The sequence below is a fragment of the Vibrio sp. B1-2 genome, from assembly GCF_963888445.1.
GTDB lineage: Bacteria > Pseudomonadota > Gammaproteobacteria > Enterobacterales > Vibrionaceae > Vibrio > Vibrio anguillarum.
In genome coordinates, this window is sequence record NZ_CAWPJH010000022.1 from 198966 (window position 1) to 216841 (window position 17876).

Annotated in this window: 15 protein-coding genes; 9 read left to right on the top strand and 6 right to left on the bottom strand. The window is 45.0% G+C overall.

Annotated features, from left to right (window positions below; genetic code table 11):
* Positions 1–54 precede the first annotated feature (54 nt).
* From AACQ75_RS09175 to AACQ75_RS09185, 3 genes are read left to right on the top strand one after another with little or no spacing between them, the layout of a single operon-like run.
* Positions 55–798, top strand: a complete 744-nt coding sequence (locus tag AACQ75_RS09175; RefSeq protein ID WP_026027410.1) for a 5-oxoprolinase subunit PxpA — start codon at positions 55–57, stop codon at positions 796–798.
* A gap of 53 nt (positions 799–851) precedes the next feature.
* Positions 852–1571, top strand: a complete 720-nt coding sequence (locus AACQ75_RS09180) for a carboxyltransferase domain-containing protein (RefSeq protein WP_170888526.1) — start codon at positions 852–854, stop codon at positions 1569–1571.
* Positions 1568–2497 carry a 5-oxoprolinase subunit C family protein gene (locus AACQ75_RS09185; protein WP_170888527.1) on the top strand — a complete coding sequence of 310 codons (930 nt, stop codon included), beginning with the start codon at positions 1568–1570 and terminating at the stop codon, positions 2495–2497. Before AACQ75_RS09180 ends, AACQ75_RS09185 begins: the two co-directional genes overlap by 4 nt.
* 44 nt (positions 2498–2541) lie before the next feature.
* Here AACQ75_RS09185 and AACQ75_RS09190 read toward each other — a convergent pair whose 3' ends face one another.
* From AACQ75_RS09190 to AACQ75_RS09200, 3 genes are all read right to left on the bottom strand, one after another.
* Positions 2542–4023, bottom strand: a complete 1482-nt coding sequence (locus AACQ75_RS09190) for an FAD-dependent oxidoreductase (protein ID WP_445285782.1) — start codon at positions 4021–4023, stop codon at positions 2542–2544.
* Positions 4024–4298: 275 nt separating this feature from the next.
* Positions 4299–6740: an ABC transporter permease gene (locus AACQ75_RS09195; protein WP_170888529.1), complete on the bottom strand. Its 2442-nt coding sequence runs from the start codon at positions 6738–6740 to the stop codon at positions 4299–4301.
* Positions 6740–7414: an ABC transporter ATP-binding protein gene (locus tag AACQ75_RS09200; RefSeq protein ID WP_013867953.1), complete on the bottom strand. Its 675-nt coding sequence runs from the start codon at positions 7412–7414 to the stop codon at positions 6740–6742. Before AACQ75_RS09200 ends, AACQ75_RS09195 begins: the two co-directional genes overlap by 1 nt.
* On the opposite strand from AACQ75_RS09200, the gene tesA reads away from it, so the two are divergent.
* The 4 genes from tesA to AACQ75_RS09220 all read left to right on the top strand — a co-directional run bounded on the left by tesA (position 7413) and on the right by AACQ75_RS09220 (position 13150).
* Positions 7413–8015, top strand: coding sequence for a multifunctional acyl-CoA thioesterase I/protease I/lysophospholipase L1 (gene tesA, locus AACQ75_RS09205; protein WP_170888530.1), 603 nt, complete (start codon positions 7413–7415; stop codon positions 8013–8015). The two genes, AACQ75_RS09200 and tesA, sit on opposite strands and share 2 nt — an antisense overlap.
* 81 nt (positions 8016–8096) lie before the next feature.
* Positions 8097–9296: an enoyl-ACP reductase FabV gene (gene fabV / locus AACQ75_RS09210; RefSeq protein ID WP_170888531.1), complete on the top strand. Its 1200-nt coding sequence runs from the start codon at positions 8097–8099 to the stop codon at positions 9294–9296.
* 200 nt (positions 9297–9496) lie between these two features.
* Positions 9497–11407, top strand: coding sequence for a sensor domain-containing phosphodiesterase (locus AACQ75_RS09215; RefSeq protein WP_170888532.1), 1911 nt, complete (start codon positions 9497–9499; stop codon positions 11405–11407).
* Positions 11408–11494: 87 nt separating this feature from the next.
* A complete protein-coding gene (locus AACQ75_RS09220) occupies positions 11495–13150 on the top strand; it encodes an ABC-ATPase domain-containing protein (protein WP_170888533.1) in 1656 nt (551 codons plus the stop codon).
* Between the two features lie 166 nt (positions 13151–13316).
* On the opposite strand, the gene AACQ75_RS09225 is transcribed toward AACQ75_RS09220, so the two are convergent.
* Complete coding sequence (locus tag AACQ75_RS09225) at positions 13317–13979, bottom strand: DNA-J related domain-containing protein (RefSeq protein ID WP_017048307.1); 663 nt, start codon at positions 13977–13979, stop codon at positions 13317–13319.
* A gap of 267 nt (positions 13980–14246) precedes the next feature.
* On the opposite strand from AACQ75_RS09225, the gene AACQ75_RS09230 reads away from it, so the two are divergent.
* On the top strand, positions 14247–14915 hold the full coding sequence (locus AACQ75_RS09230) for a DUF2238 domain-containing protein (RefSeq protein WP_064626276.1): 669 nt from the start codon (positions 14247–14249) through the stop codon (positions 14913–14915).
* Between the two features lie 114 nt (positions 14916–15029).
* Positions 15030–15242, top strand: coding sequence for a hypothetical protein (locus tag AACQ75_RS09235; protein ID WP_010318303.1), 213 nt, complete (start codon positions 15030–15032; stop codon positions 15240–15242).
* Here the strand turns inward: AACQ75_RS09235 and AACQ75_RS09240 are convergent.
* Both AACQ75_RS09240 and AACQ75_RS09245 read right to left on the bottom strand, forming a co-directional pair.
* Positions 15199–15891 carry an HAD family hydrolase gene (locus tag AACQ75_RS09240; protein WP_029189709.1) on the bottom strand — a complete coding sequence of 231 codons (693 nt, stop codon included), beginning with the start codon at positions 15889–15891 and terminating at the stop codon, positions 15199–15201. The genes AACQ75_RS09235 and AACQ75_RS09240 overlap by 44 nt on opposite strands.
* 140 nt (positions 15892–16031) lie before the next feature.
* Positions 16032–17822 (bottom strand): HD domain-containing phosphohydrolase, encoded by a 1791-nt coding sequence (locus AACQ75_RS09245; protein WP_170888534.1) that lies wholly within the window; start codon positions 17820–17822, stop codon positions 16032–16034.
* Positions 17823–17876 lie beyond the last annotated feature (54 nt).

The following is a 17876-nucleotide window of genomic DNA, read 5'->3' on the forward strand; positions in this document are numbered from 1 at the left end:
TGCCTTTGATTACGGCAAGTTACTCAACATGGACACTCAAGGATGATGCAACCTGTGACAAAAAGAACAATCACTCTCAATTGTGACATGGGCGAGAGCTTCGGTGCATGGCAAATGGGTGCTGATGAGTTGGTGATGCCTTGGATTGACATGGCCAATATTGCGTGTGGCTTTCATGCCTCTGACCCACACGTGATGAGCCGAACGATTGAGCTGGCGATTCAATTTGATGTAATGATTGGCGCTCACCCGGGTTACCCCGATTTGCAAGGTTTTGGTCGCCGTTCAATGAGTTTTAGCGAAGAAGAGATCTGCGAGTTACTGATTTACCAGATTGGTGCACTCAAGGCATTATGTGAGAGCAAAAATGCCGAGATAAGCTACGTCAAACCTCATGGGGCTTTATATAACGATATGATGCGTGACAAATCTGTCTTTCGCGCAGTGGTCGATGCAGTTTCTTGCTTCAATGTGCCCTTGATGATCTTAGCTTCAGGCAATAACCAAGATTACCTTGATATCGCCGATATTTATGACGTGCCATTGCTGTTTGAAGCCTTTGCCGACCGGACTTATCTCGCTAATGGTATGCTCACTCCAAGAGGCCAAGCCAATGCAGTGCTGACTAATGAAGAGGCGATCATCAATCAAATTAAACAACTGGTTGATTACGGAAAAGTGACCAGTTCGGATGGCTTTGTGATCCCTATCGAAGCCGATACGATTTGCGTGCATGGCGATAATCCGGCAGCGATTGAACTGATAGAGAAAATCCGAATTTGTCTACGAGAGCGTTGAACCATTACACGTGTATCTCCTAGCGGCTACAACGTCATCACAAGGAGTGTTAAGTGACATTGAACTACAGCATTGAACCCGTTGCGGAATGCAGCCTCTTATTGCGTTTTGCTCACCCGCCATCGGCCGATCTGTCACTCGATATCGGACAAGTTGCGCAACAGATCATGGTGCAGTTTTCTGCTTACCTGATGAATGTCACTCCCTCTTACACTACCATTTTGATCGATTACCTTCCTTATCGTATAACTCAAAGGGAGCTAGAGCAGCAATTGATCACAGCGATCGCGGCCTTATCTTTAGCTGTGGAAGCCATCCACAATTTGGTTGAGCTTGGCGCTTACTACGATGAAAGTGTCGGCCCAGATTTGAAGCGCTACCATGCGCTTGGTTTATCCACGCAACAAGTTATCGCGCTACACACTCAAACGGTCTACACCGTTTGTGCCGTCGGTTTTGCACCAGGCTTTGCCTTTATGGCTGAAGTAGATGAACAATTACGCTTACCGCGCCATGCCACCCCACGCCTTAGTGTGGCCAAAGGCAGCGTCGCGATTGCAGAACAGCAAACGGCCGTCTATCCGAACAACTCTCCCGGGGGATGGAATATCATCGCCAATTGCCCCCATGCGCTCTTTTCTCCTCATCAAACACCAATGACGCCTTTTTCGATTGGAACTAAAGTGAAGTTTACAGCGATGACTCGCGAGGAATTTTTATCATTAGGAGGTGAAATACCTCAATTAGCCTCGCAGTGGGAGCACCATTCATGAGCCCCCTACTACAGGTGATAAAACCCGGTCAACTGAGCTTAATTCAAGATTTTGGCCGCTTTGGTCTCAGTCATATCGGTGTTACTCAATCAGGACCAGTCGATGATTACGCCTACAGTTGGGCCAACCATTTACTGGGTAACCGAGTCAATTTAGCAACGCTTGAAATCACGCTTGGTCAGGCGGAATTTCATGTTAAACATCCATGTATGCTGGCAATTGCAGGTGGTGATTTATCGGCCACGTTAGATGGCAAAGTTATTGGTAATTGGCGAAGCTTTAGCGCGCAAGCCGGGCAAACACTGAAATTTGGCCTAGCCAAAAATGGCTTAAGAGCTTATTTGGCCGTGCGCGGAGGGTTCATTGTGCCTCATCATTTAGGTAGTGTTGCCACCGTACCCAAAGAACAGCTTGGTGGGTTAACGCAAAACGGTGTACCACTGCAAGCGGGCGATTCACTGCACTTTAATCCCCACGCTATCGATAACAAACCCGTACACATTACTTTTCGTTATAAGCCTGATTATAATCTGCCACTTAAATTACGCGTCATTGAAGGCTACCAAGCCCTGCAATTTTCATCGCAGCAACTCGATCGCTTTTATCAAACCAGCTTCACTGTCAGTCAGCATGCCGATCGCATGGGCTATCGTCTTAATGGCGATACGGTTACCCCACCCGCGACACCTATTTTATCGGAAGGAATTGCTTTGGGGGCGATTCAAATCCCGCCAGATGGCCAACCGATCATTTTACTCAACGATCGCCAAACCATCGGCGGTTACCCTAAATTAGGGTGTGTGGCTCGCATTGATCTGCCCCGTTTGGCACAAGCAAAACCGGGGCAGAAAATACGTTTTGTCAAAGGTGATATACAAGGCCTGCAAGAGGTTTGGTGCCAATGGGCGCGTTATTTCGGCTACTAACGACTATCACCTTGCTCCTTTAGAAAACCGCAAGGTGTCACCAATCAAACCATACCGACAATTTTTGCCAATGCTTCAGGATAAGCGCGTGCCTTAGCTAACGCGATAGCTTTCTCTTCCACCAGCTCAAGAGCCAAACTCATGCTGATGGGGTGACGAGCTTCTATCGATTGTAGCAAGTCTTCATCGTTCACTAACTGCCAATGCTGAACAATTTTAGTTGCCGCTTCCAACGCGGATGAACCTTTGACCACTTCGATTCGCGCATAATTATGAGCTTCAAACGTAACATCAGCGGCTCGTAATGTGGCATCTTGGCCGGGAATTTGCTGCGCACCAAACAGTGGCTTACCAGCTACTTGTGCTTGAATATACTGTGGGATGAACTGACTCATGTGGTGTATGGCTCGTTCACTGCGCTCTTGCAGTGCGTCCTGTTGCCAACCGTTCTTAATTTTGCGTTCGAGATAATCAGGCAATACGGGCTGTGATGATCCAGCTTGCGAGGCCACTAACCCATCTTTAAATAACGTGATTCCCTCGGTCATACCATGCAACTGAAATAGACCATCAGCATACGGTGTTAGCTGAGCCATTCCTTGTGGGGTGCCTCTTGGCCCGTGAAAAATCACTTCTGGCCATTGCTGGTCGCATTCTGCCCAACGGGTAACGTAAGCCGCTTTAAATTCCACCAAGCGTTGACGCGGAGCCTTAGCCAAATCATCGACTATTCCCGTTTCATAACCACATGCATTGACTAAATAATCGGCATGAATAACGTGTTCATGCTTTTGAGCATCCAGATAAACGAGCTGCCATTGCTCATCAATAAAATCAGATTTGATTAATTGAGCGTGCGTTAAAACTTGGCAATGAGGCATCGCCGCTAACGCAAGCTCAGCACTGGCCGCCAGCCGAAAAACACTCCAACCGTATTCTTGCACCGCAATGACTGGGTACTTCAACTGATTTAAATCTGCATGTTGAGCAAAAGGGATCACCCAATCATCGAATGATGTCGGTTGATCACTCTGTTGCTGAGTTGCTAATACCTGCAGTGCTTCACGGCTGTAGAGTTTGAAATACTCTTGGGGTTGACCAAGCTGCTGATTACGTGGGTCTTCATCAACCAATTGTTGATAGCTGCGCTGAATAAGCTCTAGCCTTGGTAATAAGGCTTGCGACTCACCGCCATCACTATGCGGAACAGCAATCACAGTAGGTCGCTTATTCAGCGTGTGGGGGTAGAGCCTGACGGTTTCAATCGACTGCTTAAGTAACTCAAGACACTGCTGCTGCGAAATTTCACGATAGAGGTTACCGCCCGCGTGCAGATGGCAAATCGGCGGCCCATTAACGAGACCAGCGCTTTTTTCCAAAAGCAGCACATTGAGCCCCAGTTCTCCCATATGAACGGCGGCAGTGGCACCAGCCACACCCCCACCAATAATTGCGACACATGGAGAATCTGTATTGAACTTTTTATATGACATAAGATACGAGTACTCTGGAAAACCCGGATGCATTCTAAAGCTTGTAAAGCGTTATTAAAATCACATTTTTCACGTGGTCTTATCTGTTTTACGACTAACAAGCAATACGCATAATCGACAAATAACTTAAAAAATTGCTTGACTCAATAAAGCCAAAACGACGTTTTTTCAACCTTGTGAATAACAAAACTGCGCAACCCAAGGTAACTACGGGGCTAAGCGCAAATAGGCCGTTATCAAGCCGTCGAGTTATCCCAAACTTTATCCACTGTTTTTGTGGATAACTCCGTCTGGGATTATGGATACCGCTAGTTAAACTCTTTATTTATAGGGGTTAACAGCCGCTTAATTAAACTACTCACGACCAGCGATAATGTGCAAAACGTCGCCAAGGGTAGCACCAACCACATGCTGTAATGCGCCATAGGTTCTAGTTCAAAACCGAACTTCATGACGCTGGCCACCACCGCGTCAGAGCCAAGGCTTGCGACAACTCCGGCAATGAGCGCCATCAAACCGTATTCAGCCCAAATAGTCTGCTCGACGCGGCGCTTGCTGGCCCCTAAAGTGCGGTATAAGCGAATTTCTTGTTGCCTCTGGCTTAAACTTAAACGCAACAGAGTAAAAATCAGCAAAATACCAGCAATCACACCCATTGCAGCCAGCACTGTCACTGACCAGATAATTTGCGTCAGCAAAGTTTGAATCTTATCGCCCATTGCCCGGATATCCATCAAACTGACCGTAGGGTAAGTGCGAGCAAGGGTGGCAAGCAAGGCGTTATCTTGATCTTGCGCTCTGAAACTCACCAGCCACGTGGCAGGGATCTCCTGCAATAGGTCTGGGGTAAAAATGAAATAGAAGTTAGGCTTCATTTCTCGCCACTCGACTTGGCGAATGGAATTTACTTTCGCTTCCACGGTTTGGCTATTGATCACAAACCCCAAACTATCACCCAGTTTCAGCCCCAAATCACGAGCAACGTCGGATTCAACCGAAACGCCACCTTGCTCTGTCCACGTTCCTGCCGTCAGTTGGTTATTGCTGGGTAGCGATTCTCCCCAAGTGAAATTGAGCTCTCGACTCAACGCATCACTCCCCTCTTCACCTTGAGCTTGTTGCTTGGCCTCTATGCCATTAATAGTCGATAAACGTCCTCGGATGATCGGATAGGCTTGCGAACGCACAATGCTGGCGCTGTCTAACGTGTTAAGGTAATCATTAACTTCAGTTGGTGAAATGTTGAGTGCAAATGCGTTGTGAGCATCGCTGGGTAAGGTTCGCTGCCAATCAGAGAGTAAATCGGTACGCACTAACCAGATGATCGCCAATAATATTAACGATAATCCTAACGCGCCAAACTGGACTCCGGTCGTGATTGCCGAACGATTGATTCGGCTGAGCGCTAATTTAAGCGCGGTAGAGAGCGGAAGACGTCCTAAACTACGAGCCACCAAAACACTGACCACAGCAAGCACTGCAAAAAGCGTCACTATCCCAGCCAACACGATCCACACTAAGAGGTTATTCCAATAAACCCACAGCATCGGCACTAACGGAATCAAGATGAGCAGCCCATTACGGCGATGATTCGGTTTCGCTCGCTCTGTTTGCATGACATTGAGCGCACTGGTATCTAGCAAATGCAGTAAAGGAATGCCGAGTGCAGGAAAAGCGATCAATACACTCGCCATCAACGCAATAAAAGCGGGTTTAGCGCCATAACTCGGTAAAGGCGTAGGCAATAAATCCACCAGCGGCACGCGTAATAAAGACTCTAGGCCAATGCCGATCAATACCCCAAGCACCGCAGCAGAAACAAACAAAATCACCACTTGTACGAACAACCATTGGCGGATCCAACGTTTGCTCGCTCCAAGGCTTTTTAACATGGCGATGGTTTTTTGCCGCGTAGAAACATAGTGCTGACAAGTCAGGACTAATGTGGTTGCCGCCATGATGATCACAATCGCTACGGTTAACGACAAATATTGCTCTGTGCGTTCAAAAACCTCATTCGTTCGGCTGGCGCTATTTCGGTCGCGCCAACGATCGCTAGGCGTTAAAGTAACGGGCTGTTTTACTGCTTCAATCTGTCCATCATCACCATTAATGAACACGCTAAATTGCACTCGGCTCCCCAATTGAAGTGCACCAGTACGAGCCACATCGTCTTGGTGGATCAACACCGCGGGCATCTGTTGAAACGGATTAAAGCTGAGTCCCGGCTCCTCAAGGATGCGTCCCGATACCGTAAAGTCGGCATCGCCCAGCGTGACCTGATCACCAATTTGAACGTCTAATTGCGCAAACACTCGTTCATCTAACCACAGTTGATTCGGCGCAAGGTGCTGAAATGTCGTCACATCATCAGAAAGACGCATTTCACCGCGTAGCGGATAAGCACTATCCACTGCTTTGACAGTGACTAACTGCATACCGCGCTCACTGAATGCCATTGTCGCGTAACGCGTAAGTTGTGAAGACGGCAGTTGCAAGCGCTCGATCTGATCGAGCAATGACGCTGGGGGTGGGTTTGCGGAAACAAACACACTATCGGCAGTGAGTGCGTCTTTACCTTGTTTAACAATCACTTGCTCCATACGCTCAGCTAAGGCAGTCAGCGCAAAAATACAAGCAATGATCAAGGTTAGCGCCACTGAAATAGGCCACAACTGTCCGTGGCGGATTTCACCTAAGCTCCAGCGAATTAATCGTTTATTGAGTGAACGGCTCGACATCTCGCTCATTACCGCTCCTCCAACATACCAGCTTGCATGTGGAAAATACGATCACATTGAGCCGCAAGAGCGGGATCATGGGTAACCAGCACTAAGGTCGTTCCGTGCTGCTTATTTAATTCAAACAATAATGAAACCACTTTTGCCGCGGTTTCTTGATCAAGGTTGCCAGTAGGCTCATCGGCAAACAGCACTTTCGGATTGATCATAAAGGCTCTTGCTAGCGCGACTCGTTGCTGCTCGCCCCCTGAAAGTTGTGCAGGAGAGTGATGCATTCGATGCGATAAACCAACGGCCGTCAACAAGGATTTAGCACGATCCACATCCTCTTTTTCGCCTTTTAACAAACAAGGTAGCGTCACGTTCTCTAACGCAGACAAGCTTGGGATCAGCAAAAAGCTTTGAAACACAAAGCCAACCGATTGACTGCGGATCGCCGCACGTCCTTCATCGTCCAGTTGAGACAATGGCTGACCCAATAGCTCTACCTCTCCGCGTGTCGGCGTATCAAGCCCAGCCAACAGCGTCATCAGGGTTGATTTCCCCGCACCAGACGTTCCGACTATCGCCACGCTTTCACCACTTTTGATCTCTAGGTTTACCTCTTTTAGGATTGTTAAATGCTCTTGATTGGTAGAGACTGTTTTAGATAATGAATGTGCTCTAATAACGGATGTTTGCATGACTCGACTTCTTTCCTTGATTTGTATTTTATTATTCTCAGCTAGCGCTAGTAGTACCACACTCTTGATATTGGGTGATAGTTTAAGCGCCGGTTACCAAATGCCGATTGAAAAAGCTTGGCCTAGCTTGCTACCTAATGCGTTACAAGCTGAAGGTAAATCAGACATTGATGTCATTAATGCCAGTATTTCTGGCGATACAACGGGCAATGGCCTAGCCCGCTTACCGTCACTACTCACCCTGCATACCCCTGATGCAGTGCTTATTGAGCTTGGTGCGAACGACGGATTGCGTGGCTTTCCACCTCAATTGATCAGCAGCAATTTAACCGCCATCATTGGCCAAATAAAAAAATCAGGCTCAACACCTCTTTTGATGCAGATCCGCATTCCACCAAATTATGGCAAACGCTACAGCGATGCCTTTTATAGCCTCTATTCTGAGCTTAGCCTCCAACATACTGTGCCGTTACTGCCCTTTTTCTTAGAGCAAGTGATCATTAAACCCGAGTGGATGATGGCCGATGGCTTACATCCGACGGTCGACGCTCAGCCGTGGATCGCCAATTTTGTTGCGCAACATTTAGCAGAGCATCTCTGATTTTAATGCCTCAGCTCAATGAACTTTACCTAGTTTTACGATATTTTTTAGACCATTCCCCTAACCGCAAAGGTACAAACTATGCACATTGAACCTATGATCAAAGGTGTGGTCGCTCGCTCTGCTCATCCACTCGGATGCGAACAAGCTGTGTTACAACAGATTAATTACGTAAAATCTTGCAGACCGATCACTCACGGGCCAAAACGAGTTCTCATTTTAGGCGCATCTTCAGGCTTTGGGCTCGCCGCCCGCATTGCCCTAACCTTTGGTGGTTCAGAAGCCGATACGATTGGCGTTTCCTTTGAAAAAACGCCATCAGAAAAAGGGGTTGGTAGTGCTGGTTGGTACAACAATCTCTTTTTTAAACAACAGGCCGAGCAAGCGGGTCGAGTCGCCGTCAATATCGATGGGGATGTTTTTTCACCATCAGTACGCGAGCAAGTGATTGAAGCGATAGAGACCTATTTTGAAGGGGAAGTCGATTTAGTCATTTACAGTATCGCCAGCGGCATGAGACCAAAACCCAATTCAGATCAGTATTGGCGCTCCGCCATCAAACCGATTGGTGAGGCCGTTTCTGGTGCGACGATATTACTAGAAAACGATACGTGGGTAGAAACCACCATTGCCCCTGCAAATGACGAAGAGATCGAAAGTACACTGAAAGTGATGGGTGGCGAGGATTGGGAAAACTGGATAGATACGCTGATCAACACTGAATCGATTGCACAAGGGTGTAAAACCATTGCTTTTTCATACATCGGCCCTCAGATTACTCACCCCATTTATCTTGACGGTACACTTGGACGCGCCAAAATTGATTTGCACCAAACCAGCCACTCTCTCAACCTAAAATTGTCTAACTATGGCGGCGGGGCTTATGCGACTGTTTGTAAAGCTTTAGTCACGAAGGCGAGCGTGTTCATTCCCAATTTAAGCCCTTACATTGTCGCATTGTATAAGGTGATGAAAGAAAAAGAGACGCACGAAGGATGTATCGAGCAGATGCAGCGTCTGTTTAGCGAAAAACTCTCTAGCAAAGGCAAAGTACCCGTTGATGGCGAACGACTGATCCGTATGGATGATTGGGAGCTCAACCCAGATACTCAGCAAAAAGTGGCCGATTTACTGGAGAAAATGGATCAGTACAACTTTAAGCAACTAGGTGATTACAAGGGCTTTAAGCGAGAATTCATGCAGCTCAATGGCTTCGACTTTGATTGTGTTGATTATGCTCAAGAAATTAATATCGACCATTATATCAAGCAAGCCGATTAACTCCTTCCGTATCATTTACGAGACACAGCTAACTATCTCAATGCCCCAATATTTTATTGGGGCTTTTTTTTGTTACATTGGCGGCGCGTTCTTATTCTTAATACCATACTATGGTCATAGGAGCGGATCTTGTCATCGTCAGTCTAGAGCAATGAATGCTCGGCTTTTTTAAGCTTTGTCGTCCAAAGGAATTTGATAATATGTCGAAAATAAAGACACATGAGATGCTCATCCCCTCTTCAATGATGGATGGATGGCAGCGCATTGTGAATTTACTCGCTGAAATTTTAAACGTTCCGAGCGCATTAATCATGCGTGCTAGCCAGCAAAAACTCGAAATATTCTGTAAAAATACCAACGTCGACAACCCCTATCAAACCAGACATAAAGAACCCTTAGGACAAGGTCTGTACTGTGAAACTGTGATGCAAACACAGCAGGAACTATTGGTCCCGAATGCTTTAGCCGATAAAAAATGGATGCATAATCCAGATGTACCACTGGGCATGATTGCCTATTGTGGCATCCCATTAAAGTGGCCGAATGGTGATATGTTTGGCACCATTTGCGTACTCGATAGCAAGGAGAACCATTTTAGCCCCACCTATCGGCAGTTACTGGAAAGTTTTCGCGATACCATTGAATCCCAGCTCACCACCTTATACCAACAAGTAAGACTTCAGCAGCTCAATGATGAGCTTCAGCTTCGCGTCGATAACCGAACACAAGATCTTGCTGATCTCAACTACTCGCTCACGCAAGAAATCGATAAACGCCGCGCCGCAGAACAACAGATTCAATATCAAAAGTGGCATGACATCAGCACAGGTTTTTTAAATCGCAACGCACTTGAACTGGAGCTCAAAAATAGCCTTTTACAAGCAACAAAGCAGCACAGCGAAGTTGCCGCCATTCATATTGGTTTCACTAATGCTCGTCATATTCAATCTCACTTTGGCTACCGAGCATGGGATCAAGTCATCGCTCGATATCGTGAGCGACTAGGCCGCTGCGATAAAATTGAAATATTGACCGCTCGACCCACATCGACAGATTTAGTCTTGATCGTCAAAACAAAACTATTAGCGCGTCACTTGGAAAAGTTGTGCCATAAATTGGTCGAAATCGGTCATTCTGAATTTAAGCTCGATGACCATAATGTTCATCTTCATTCCTATATTGGTATTGCAACGAGTTTAGACACTGACAATGCTATAGAACTGCTCAAACAAGCTTCTGCTGCCATGGTCTCTTGCAAAGATTCCGGTCATAAGTTTTGCTATCACTCGCAAGTATTCAGTGACTCACTCCGGCAAATCAACCAATTAGAAAGCTACTTATTACGAGCAGTGCGCAACGATGAGCTCATGCTCTATTTTCAACCTAAGGTCTCTCCAACCACTCATCGCTGGACGGGGGCAGAAGCGCTACTACGTTGGCGCCATCCCGTATTGGGCGATATATCCAATGAAACCTTAATTCACATGGCCGAACAAAATGGACTGATTTTTGAAGTGGGTAACTTTGTCCTGCGATCGGCCATCGAAAAAACGAGCCAATGGGCAAAACAGGTCGATAATTTCAAAATGGCCATTAACGTTTCAGCCGTCCAATTAAAGAATGCCCAATTCGCAGACCAAGTTCGTGAGCTACTGAACACCTACCAACTTCCAGCTCGGTACTTAGAGTTGGAAGTAACAGAAAGCTGTTTGATTGCGGATGAAGTGGTGGCTCGCAACACACTGCGAATTCTACACCAATTAGGTGTGACGTTGTCACTTGATGATTTCGGCACGGGCTACGCCTCTTTCAGCTATTTGAAAAAATTTCCCTTCGATTGCATAAAAATAGATAAAAGCTTTGTACATCAATTGGATCAAAGTGAGGAAGATAAAGAAATTGTTCGCTCAATCATTCACGTTGCCAAAAAATTAAAGCTGAAAGTGATCCTCGAAGGGATTGAAAATCAAAGCCAAGAAGACTTTATCATCAGTGAAGGGTGTGAGTTTGGCCAAGGCTATTTCTATGGTAAACCGATGCCTTGTGACGAGTTTGAGGCTGGGCTACTGAACCAAAATTATGCACACCCTGCCGAGACAAAGGTTTTGTAGGATAAAGGAATCCCTTATCATGTCTTTACTCTCAGTGTGGCGGTTCCTATAATCGCCGCCTTTCCTTTCCAAACGAGCGATATCGAGATGGATTTATTAACATCAATTCTCAAAAAGCTAGAAAAACAGAACTACCGCGCCTATCAGCAGATCAAAGGTCAATACGAATTTGGTGATTTCACCTTACATATCGATCATATCCAAGCGGACCCTTACGCTTCTGCATCTCGCTTTCGCGCTACTCGAGCATGGTCTCTGACCGGTCTGGAATGGTTAAAAGAGAAATCACCCGCTTATCAAATGGCCGCAAGAGATTTTATCGCTCGTAGTTTTGCGGAGTTTGCTAAGCAAGAGAACCATATTGCCATCGCATTGACGGGCCAAACGGTGCTTGATAGTACAGCTGTTCTCTTTACGGAGCATGGTATTGAGCTTCGTTTTCGCATCAATTTACCCGCTGAAGGTCGTGACATTCTGGCCAAGAAAGCGCTCAACATCATCACCTTCTACCTGCCAAAATTCATTCGCAGGGCCACCATTGAACGTGAACTGGATAAAGATGCCCTACTTGAGCATTGCGCGGTGATCGAAGATCAAGAAGCAATGCGTGCACAACTGGCACAGCACAATCTGGTTGCTTTTGTGGCCAATGGCAGCGTATTACCTCGCTTGGCAGGTAACTGTGATCTGCCGATGAAAGACGCCGTTACTTTCCAAGCCCCCACATCGTTAGAAGTTGAGCTTGAGACACCAAACCAAGGCAAAATTAAAGGACTCGGCATCCCCAAAGGTATAACCCTTATCGTCGGCGGTGGTTTTCACGGTAAATCGACTTTGTTAACGGCGATTGAGCGTTCAATTTACAACCATATTCCCGGCGATGGCCGCGAGCGAATTGTTACGGATCATCAAGCAATGAAAATTCGCGCTGAAGATGGCCGTTGCGTACATAATTTAAATTTGTCCAACTACATCAATCACCTACCTATGGGTAAAGAAACCTCCGATTTCAGCACTCAAGATGCGTCCGGTTCAACATCGCAAGCAGCGTGGTTACAAGAATCCATTGAATCTGGCGCTAGTACATTACTAATTGATGAAGATACTTCCGCCACCAACTTCATGATCCGTGATGAGCGTATGCAAGCGCTGGTTAGTAAAGGTGATGAGCCCATTACACCATTGGTTGATCGTATCGGGCAACTTCGCGATGATTTGGATATCTCAACACTGATCGTCATGGGGGGATCCGGTGATTACTTGGATGTCGCCGATACTGTCATCCAGATGCATGACTACCACGCTGTTGATGTGACTAACAAAGCTAAAGAAGTCATCAAACAGCACCCAACTGCTCGTCACAACGAATGTGAAACGCCACTGGCTATTTTCCCAGAACGCGCTGTGAATCGCACTGCGCTGCAAAAATTACTGGTTGATGGTAAATTCCGAGTCTCTGCCAAAGGCCTTGATTCGCTTCGCTTTGGCAAAGAATTTACCGATTTAAATGCGTTAGAACAATTGGAGTCACCTTCTGAAGTCAATGCGATTGGCTGGACTTGGTTCCAGTTTGCGCAGACTCCGGGGTGGTCAGCGCAACCAAGCAAAGAGATGATGGCTTTATTAGCAGGAACATGGCACCAAAATATGCCAAACCATGGTGATTTGGCGAAACCACGTGTCATCGATGTGATGGCGGCGTTGAACCGTATGCGCAAGTCGCAATTTAAAAACCACCAGTAAAGATTAACTCCCCTACAACAAAAGCAAAAAGAAGCGAGAGATCGCTTCTTTTTTACTTCAGTACCTTATTGCTTCAGTACATTACAGGTAGTTAGCTTAGGTATGCCTTACAGTGCCAGTTGACCTTATTCGACAAATATCTTGTCTAGAGTTTAAGGTTTGGGCTTTAACTATTTTGCCGCAAAATATTCCATGCTTCACATAACACTCTAAACGTTTCAGCATTGCCATTGTCTCTATCTGGATGCCACTTTAGTGCCAACTTGCGCCATGTTTTCCGGATTTCAATTTGCGTCGCTTCCGCTGGTAATTTAAACAGCCTCAATGCTTGAAGACGATTCATATTAAGGTTACTCGTTCCACCCATTGCTTTACGGTAACGAGTCCAGAATTCATTCAACAAGCGGCGCACTTCTCCTTCATCAGCCTCATAATTTTTCCACTGAGTGTAATAATCACGCAATGGATCATCTGGGTCGATTTCGCAACTAACGGCACGATGCGCAGGCATTAGTACAATGTCCATTGCTGATACTTGTAACCACTTTTCAGGGTAAAGCGTCTCTTGAAGCTGATAGAGCGCGTTCATGATCAAAAAATTACGCTTAAAGAGGTCTTTTTCAGGTGCGCTATCAAGTACAGGCATGAATCCCTGTTCACTTAAATGTGCCGCTAACGTATGGACTTTCCAACCGGAAGGCTGTTTACGCAACACCTCCAACATTGGCCAAAGCAGCGGATTTTCCATGTAAGATTGAAACTGAGCGGTAAGTTCTAAGCTTTCAGACATACTTTCGGGCCTACTTTGGGACATAGTCTCGACGTTCATATTAAGGTTCTCTCTTCATTCAAATCCAATATCGCTTTTTTGTCGAGTTTCTTACCGCATATTATCTTGGCTTTTTGAACTAGAGTCCGTTTATCACACGCACTATCTATCAATACATAAAAAGAGAAAGATCGAGTTGTTGCATGATCTTCTCCACCTTGCTGATCTCTTTGCTAAGACGATGCGAAAATCAATCACAAAACGAAGGTAGATACGCACATCTCAAACACAAATTTCTACGTCTATAAGATACAGAATTCAACAAAATTGAACATCGTGCAAAATAGTGGCACTATCCATCGGTATTTTGTGATAGGAAAAAACATGTCTCTCAACTTCTCACGCACGCTTTTATTTTTGACGGCGATCTACGGTGTACTCTTTCTATTTTCAGCGATCGCGCCGGTTTCTCGTGCTGTCTGGTTAGCAGAAATCATCCCTGCGCTAGGAATCTTAGCACTCGTCTATTGGGCTTCAACAAAACTACGCTTTAGCTCAACGGCTTATATTCTGATGTTTGTGTGGCTTAGTTTGCATACCATTGGGGCTAAATATACATTTGCAGATGTTCCGTTTGCTTGGTTCAACGAACTGATCGGATCATCTCGTAATAATTTTGATCGCGTCGCTCATTTCTCAATTGGCTTTTATGCCTACCCTATCGCTGAATATTTAATTAGAAAGCAGCTCTGTAAACCGCTAATTGCCTCATTGTTCGGGCTTTTCTCTATCATGAGTATCGCAGCAGGTTACGAAATTATTGAATGGTGGTATGCCTCAATCGCGGGTGGTGATGAGGGAATCGCTTTTCTGGGTTCACAAGGCGACATTTGGGACGCACAAAAAGACATGTTATGCGATACCCTTGGGGCAATGACGGCACTTTGCCTATTATGGTTTAGGCCAAAATCAAACATTCCTTACAGTGAAGTATGAAATGCCTCTAATTTTTGGAACTAAGGTAAATATTACCGAGAGCAAGTTTTGATTAGTGTTTATTCTGTGAGTACGGAGAACATGACTCTCCCTTTTTGCTGCTGAGAATTGATTATGAAAAATATAAATAAAACACTTGAAAAAATAGACTGCTGTCCACTTTGTCAACATGACGAATACTTTATTTCCACAAACAATGAAAAGTTTATCTGCGCACAATGTGGTTTTAAAACCGACCACTTACAAAGCGTCCAGCAAATGATTGGTGTACACACAGCGCTAATCAGTCATAAACACATTCATTGCTTGGCCAACAATGTGCATTGAGCCATGGTTTAAGCTCGAGTAATGTGTCGATAACAACGACATTAGGCGCTTGAGAAAAACCCTGTGGGTTAAGAGGTGCTAGCTGAACGGTTGGTACCTCTGCATTGATACCCGCTTCAACCCCTTTTGCTGAATCATCCACATAAATACATTCTTGCAAAAGAAATCCCATATTCATTGCACAATAACGAATCAAATCAGGTTCAGGCTTCCAGCTATTCGCATCAAAGGCTGAAAAAATGCGTCCTTCAAACAAAGGGAGCAAACCGCTCCGTTGTAATATTGATGATATTTTTTCTTTAGGTGCATTAGAGGTGACACAGTATTCAATACCCTGCTGGCGTAAATACTCAAGTAGTTCTATCGCACCATCCATGGGTGAAAGATATTGCTGGAAGAGCTCATTAACTTTGTCCCGATAAAGGTTCTCTAAAAGATCAAGATCGGCGTTAATATTCGTATGTTCAAGCGCCTGAAACAATATGTCCGCAATCTTCCCACCTTCAAAATGGTTACTCACTTGTGCAAAAGTAAGGTGGGCTCCTAGTTGGTTCAATACATTGACTAGCGCTTCGCAGCACAAACGCTCACTATCAACTAAAGTACCTTCACAGTCGAAAATAATACATTTTATTTTTTTCTCAGTCATAAACACTTCCTTCATCCAATGCTTAATTTTAACCGCTGGATGAATGTATAAAATGATTGAGTTAACAGAATGAAACGAAGATAAGAGTTGATATGCATAACTTATAGCCACATCACTCTTTGATACTTAATGGGGCGTATTTAGCCGGCTCTGTAATAGCTTGTCGTATCGGGATACAAATTACGGATTTGGATAAAATCATCCAAATGATTAAGCAATAAATTGACTAAAGTAGGGTCAAACTGAAAACCGCATTCACGTTCAAATAAACTTACTACATTCTCAAGCGGCCACGCTTCTTTATAACAACGCTCACTTAGCAAAGCATCGAACACATCCGCTATCGCAGTAATGCGAGCAAATATATGAATGTCTGTGCCTTTTTTCTGATTAGGATAACCTTTACCATCCCAACGCTCATGGTGTTCATGCGCGACAATCGCAGCTAATTTAGTTATATCACCTTCGCTTGTATTGAGGATGTTATAACCAGCGGTAGTGTGAGTCTGCATGATTTCCCACTCATCTGGTGCTAATTTTCCAGGCTTATCCAAAATCGACTCTGGAATCGCAATTTTTCCCACATCATGCATTGGGCTGATGATCTCGATCATTTCTACCTCGCGCTGCGTTAACCCGCACAAGCGAGCCAACAGCGCAGAGAGCCTTGCTACCCGCTTAACATGATTACCCGTTTCACCAGAGCGCGTTTCTATTGCTTCTCCGAGTAAATGAATCATTTCCCGCTGTACGGCTAATGTACGCTCTTGCAATACCACTATTTTACGGTTTTTGACGCCAAGCTCTCTTTTTTGTCTGAGGGTCACCCCTTGCATAACAATCACAACCAGCAAACAGAGAATAATAAAGCTAGCCGCGAGTAACACTTTCCAATGCTGTTCAAAATAAGAGAGAGGACGATTAAGAACCAACACATCCTGTGGCAAGGCTTTCATGTCAATCTGATGTCGCTGCATGGCTTGGTAATCAAAAACCGCTCTTGTACTGCTGATTTGCATGTCAACTGCGGAGGCTAAATCTAATGATACAAATTGGTTTAACGCCATCAAGATATCATTTCCCAGTTGCTCAGAACGGTTAACATACCCTCCAACAATACCATCACGAATATAAAACTCCCACAGTACAAAAATGGGGGCAGCGCTAGCTTGTGCTAGGCGGTAGGAAATCTCTTGATAAGTATGGTAAACACCTTGATTTGTCTCTGTATTAAAGTGCGATAGCAGTACCGCATCATCAGGGGAAATCTGGAATAGCACCTTTTCTGCTTCAGCCAAAGTGATGGAGTTAATATCGATAAACTCGATACCTTTTAAAAGATCCGTAGCCAGCACTTCATCGACTTTTTTTCGGATCAATTGCGAAGTATGACTTTGATCTGATAAATAATAGATTTTCTTGAGTTTTGGCCGTAATGATTTGATTAAATGGAAGTTTTCTATGATAGCTTCAGATTCATAAATAATTTTATTGTACTTAGTCATGTCATCGAGTGTGGCACTTTTGTCGTTGATGCCAACCGCAACCATAGGCGTATCTGGTTTAAATAGGCTTGAGAGCCCTTTAGTGAACTTTAACGCATTGTCATCGGTAATAATAACCGCATCGAATGGATAATCACGATATTTAACGTGGAGGTATTTTTTGGCCTCCTCAAGATACTCTTGGCTATAAATTCTTTTTGTATCAAGGTATTCAATGGAGAGCTTAATCGGTGTTTTGCTGCTCTTAACTACAGCATCAATGCCCTTTTGAAATTCATATGTCCATTGATAAGATGATTCGTATGAATGCAGCACAAGAATATTTTTAGGCTCCCAGCGAGTTGACTTAGCAGGAAACGACAAAAACAGCGCATAACAGACCATAGCAGTCCAACTAAGCCAATATGTTATTTGCTGTTTATTCATACATAGCTCTCCGTGCAGGCTAAAATTAATACCAAACCAGGCGCTATAGTACCA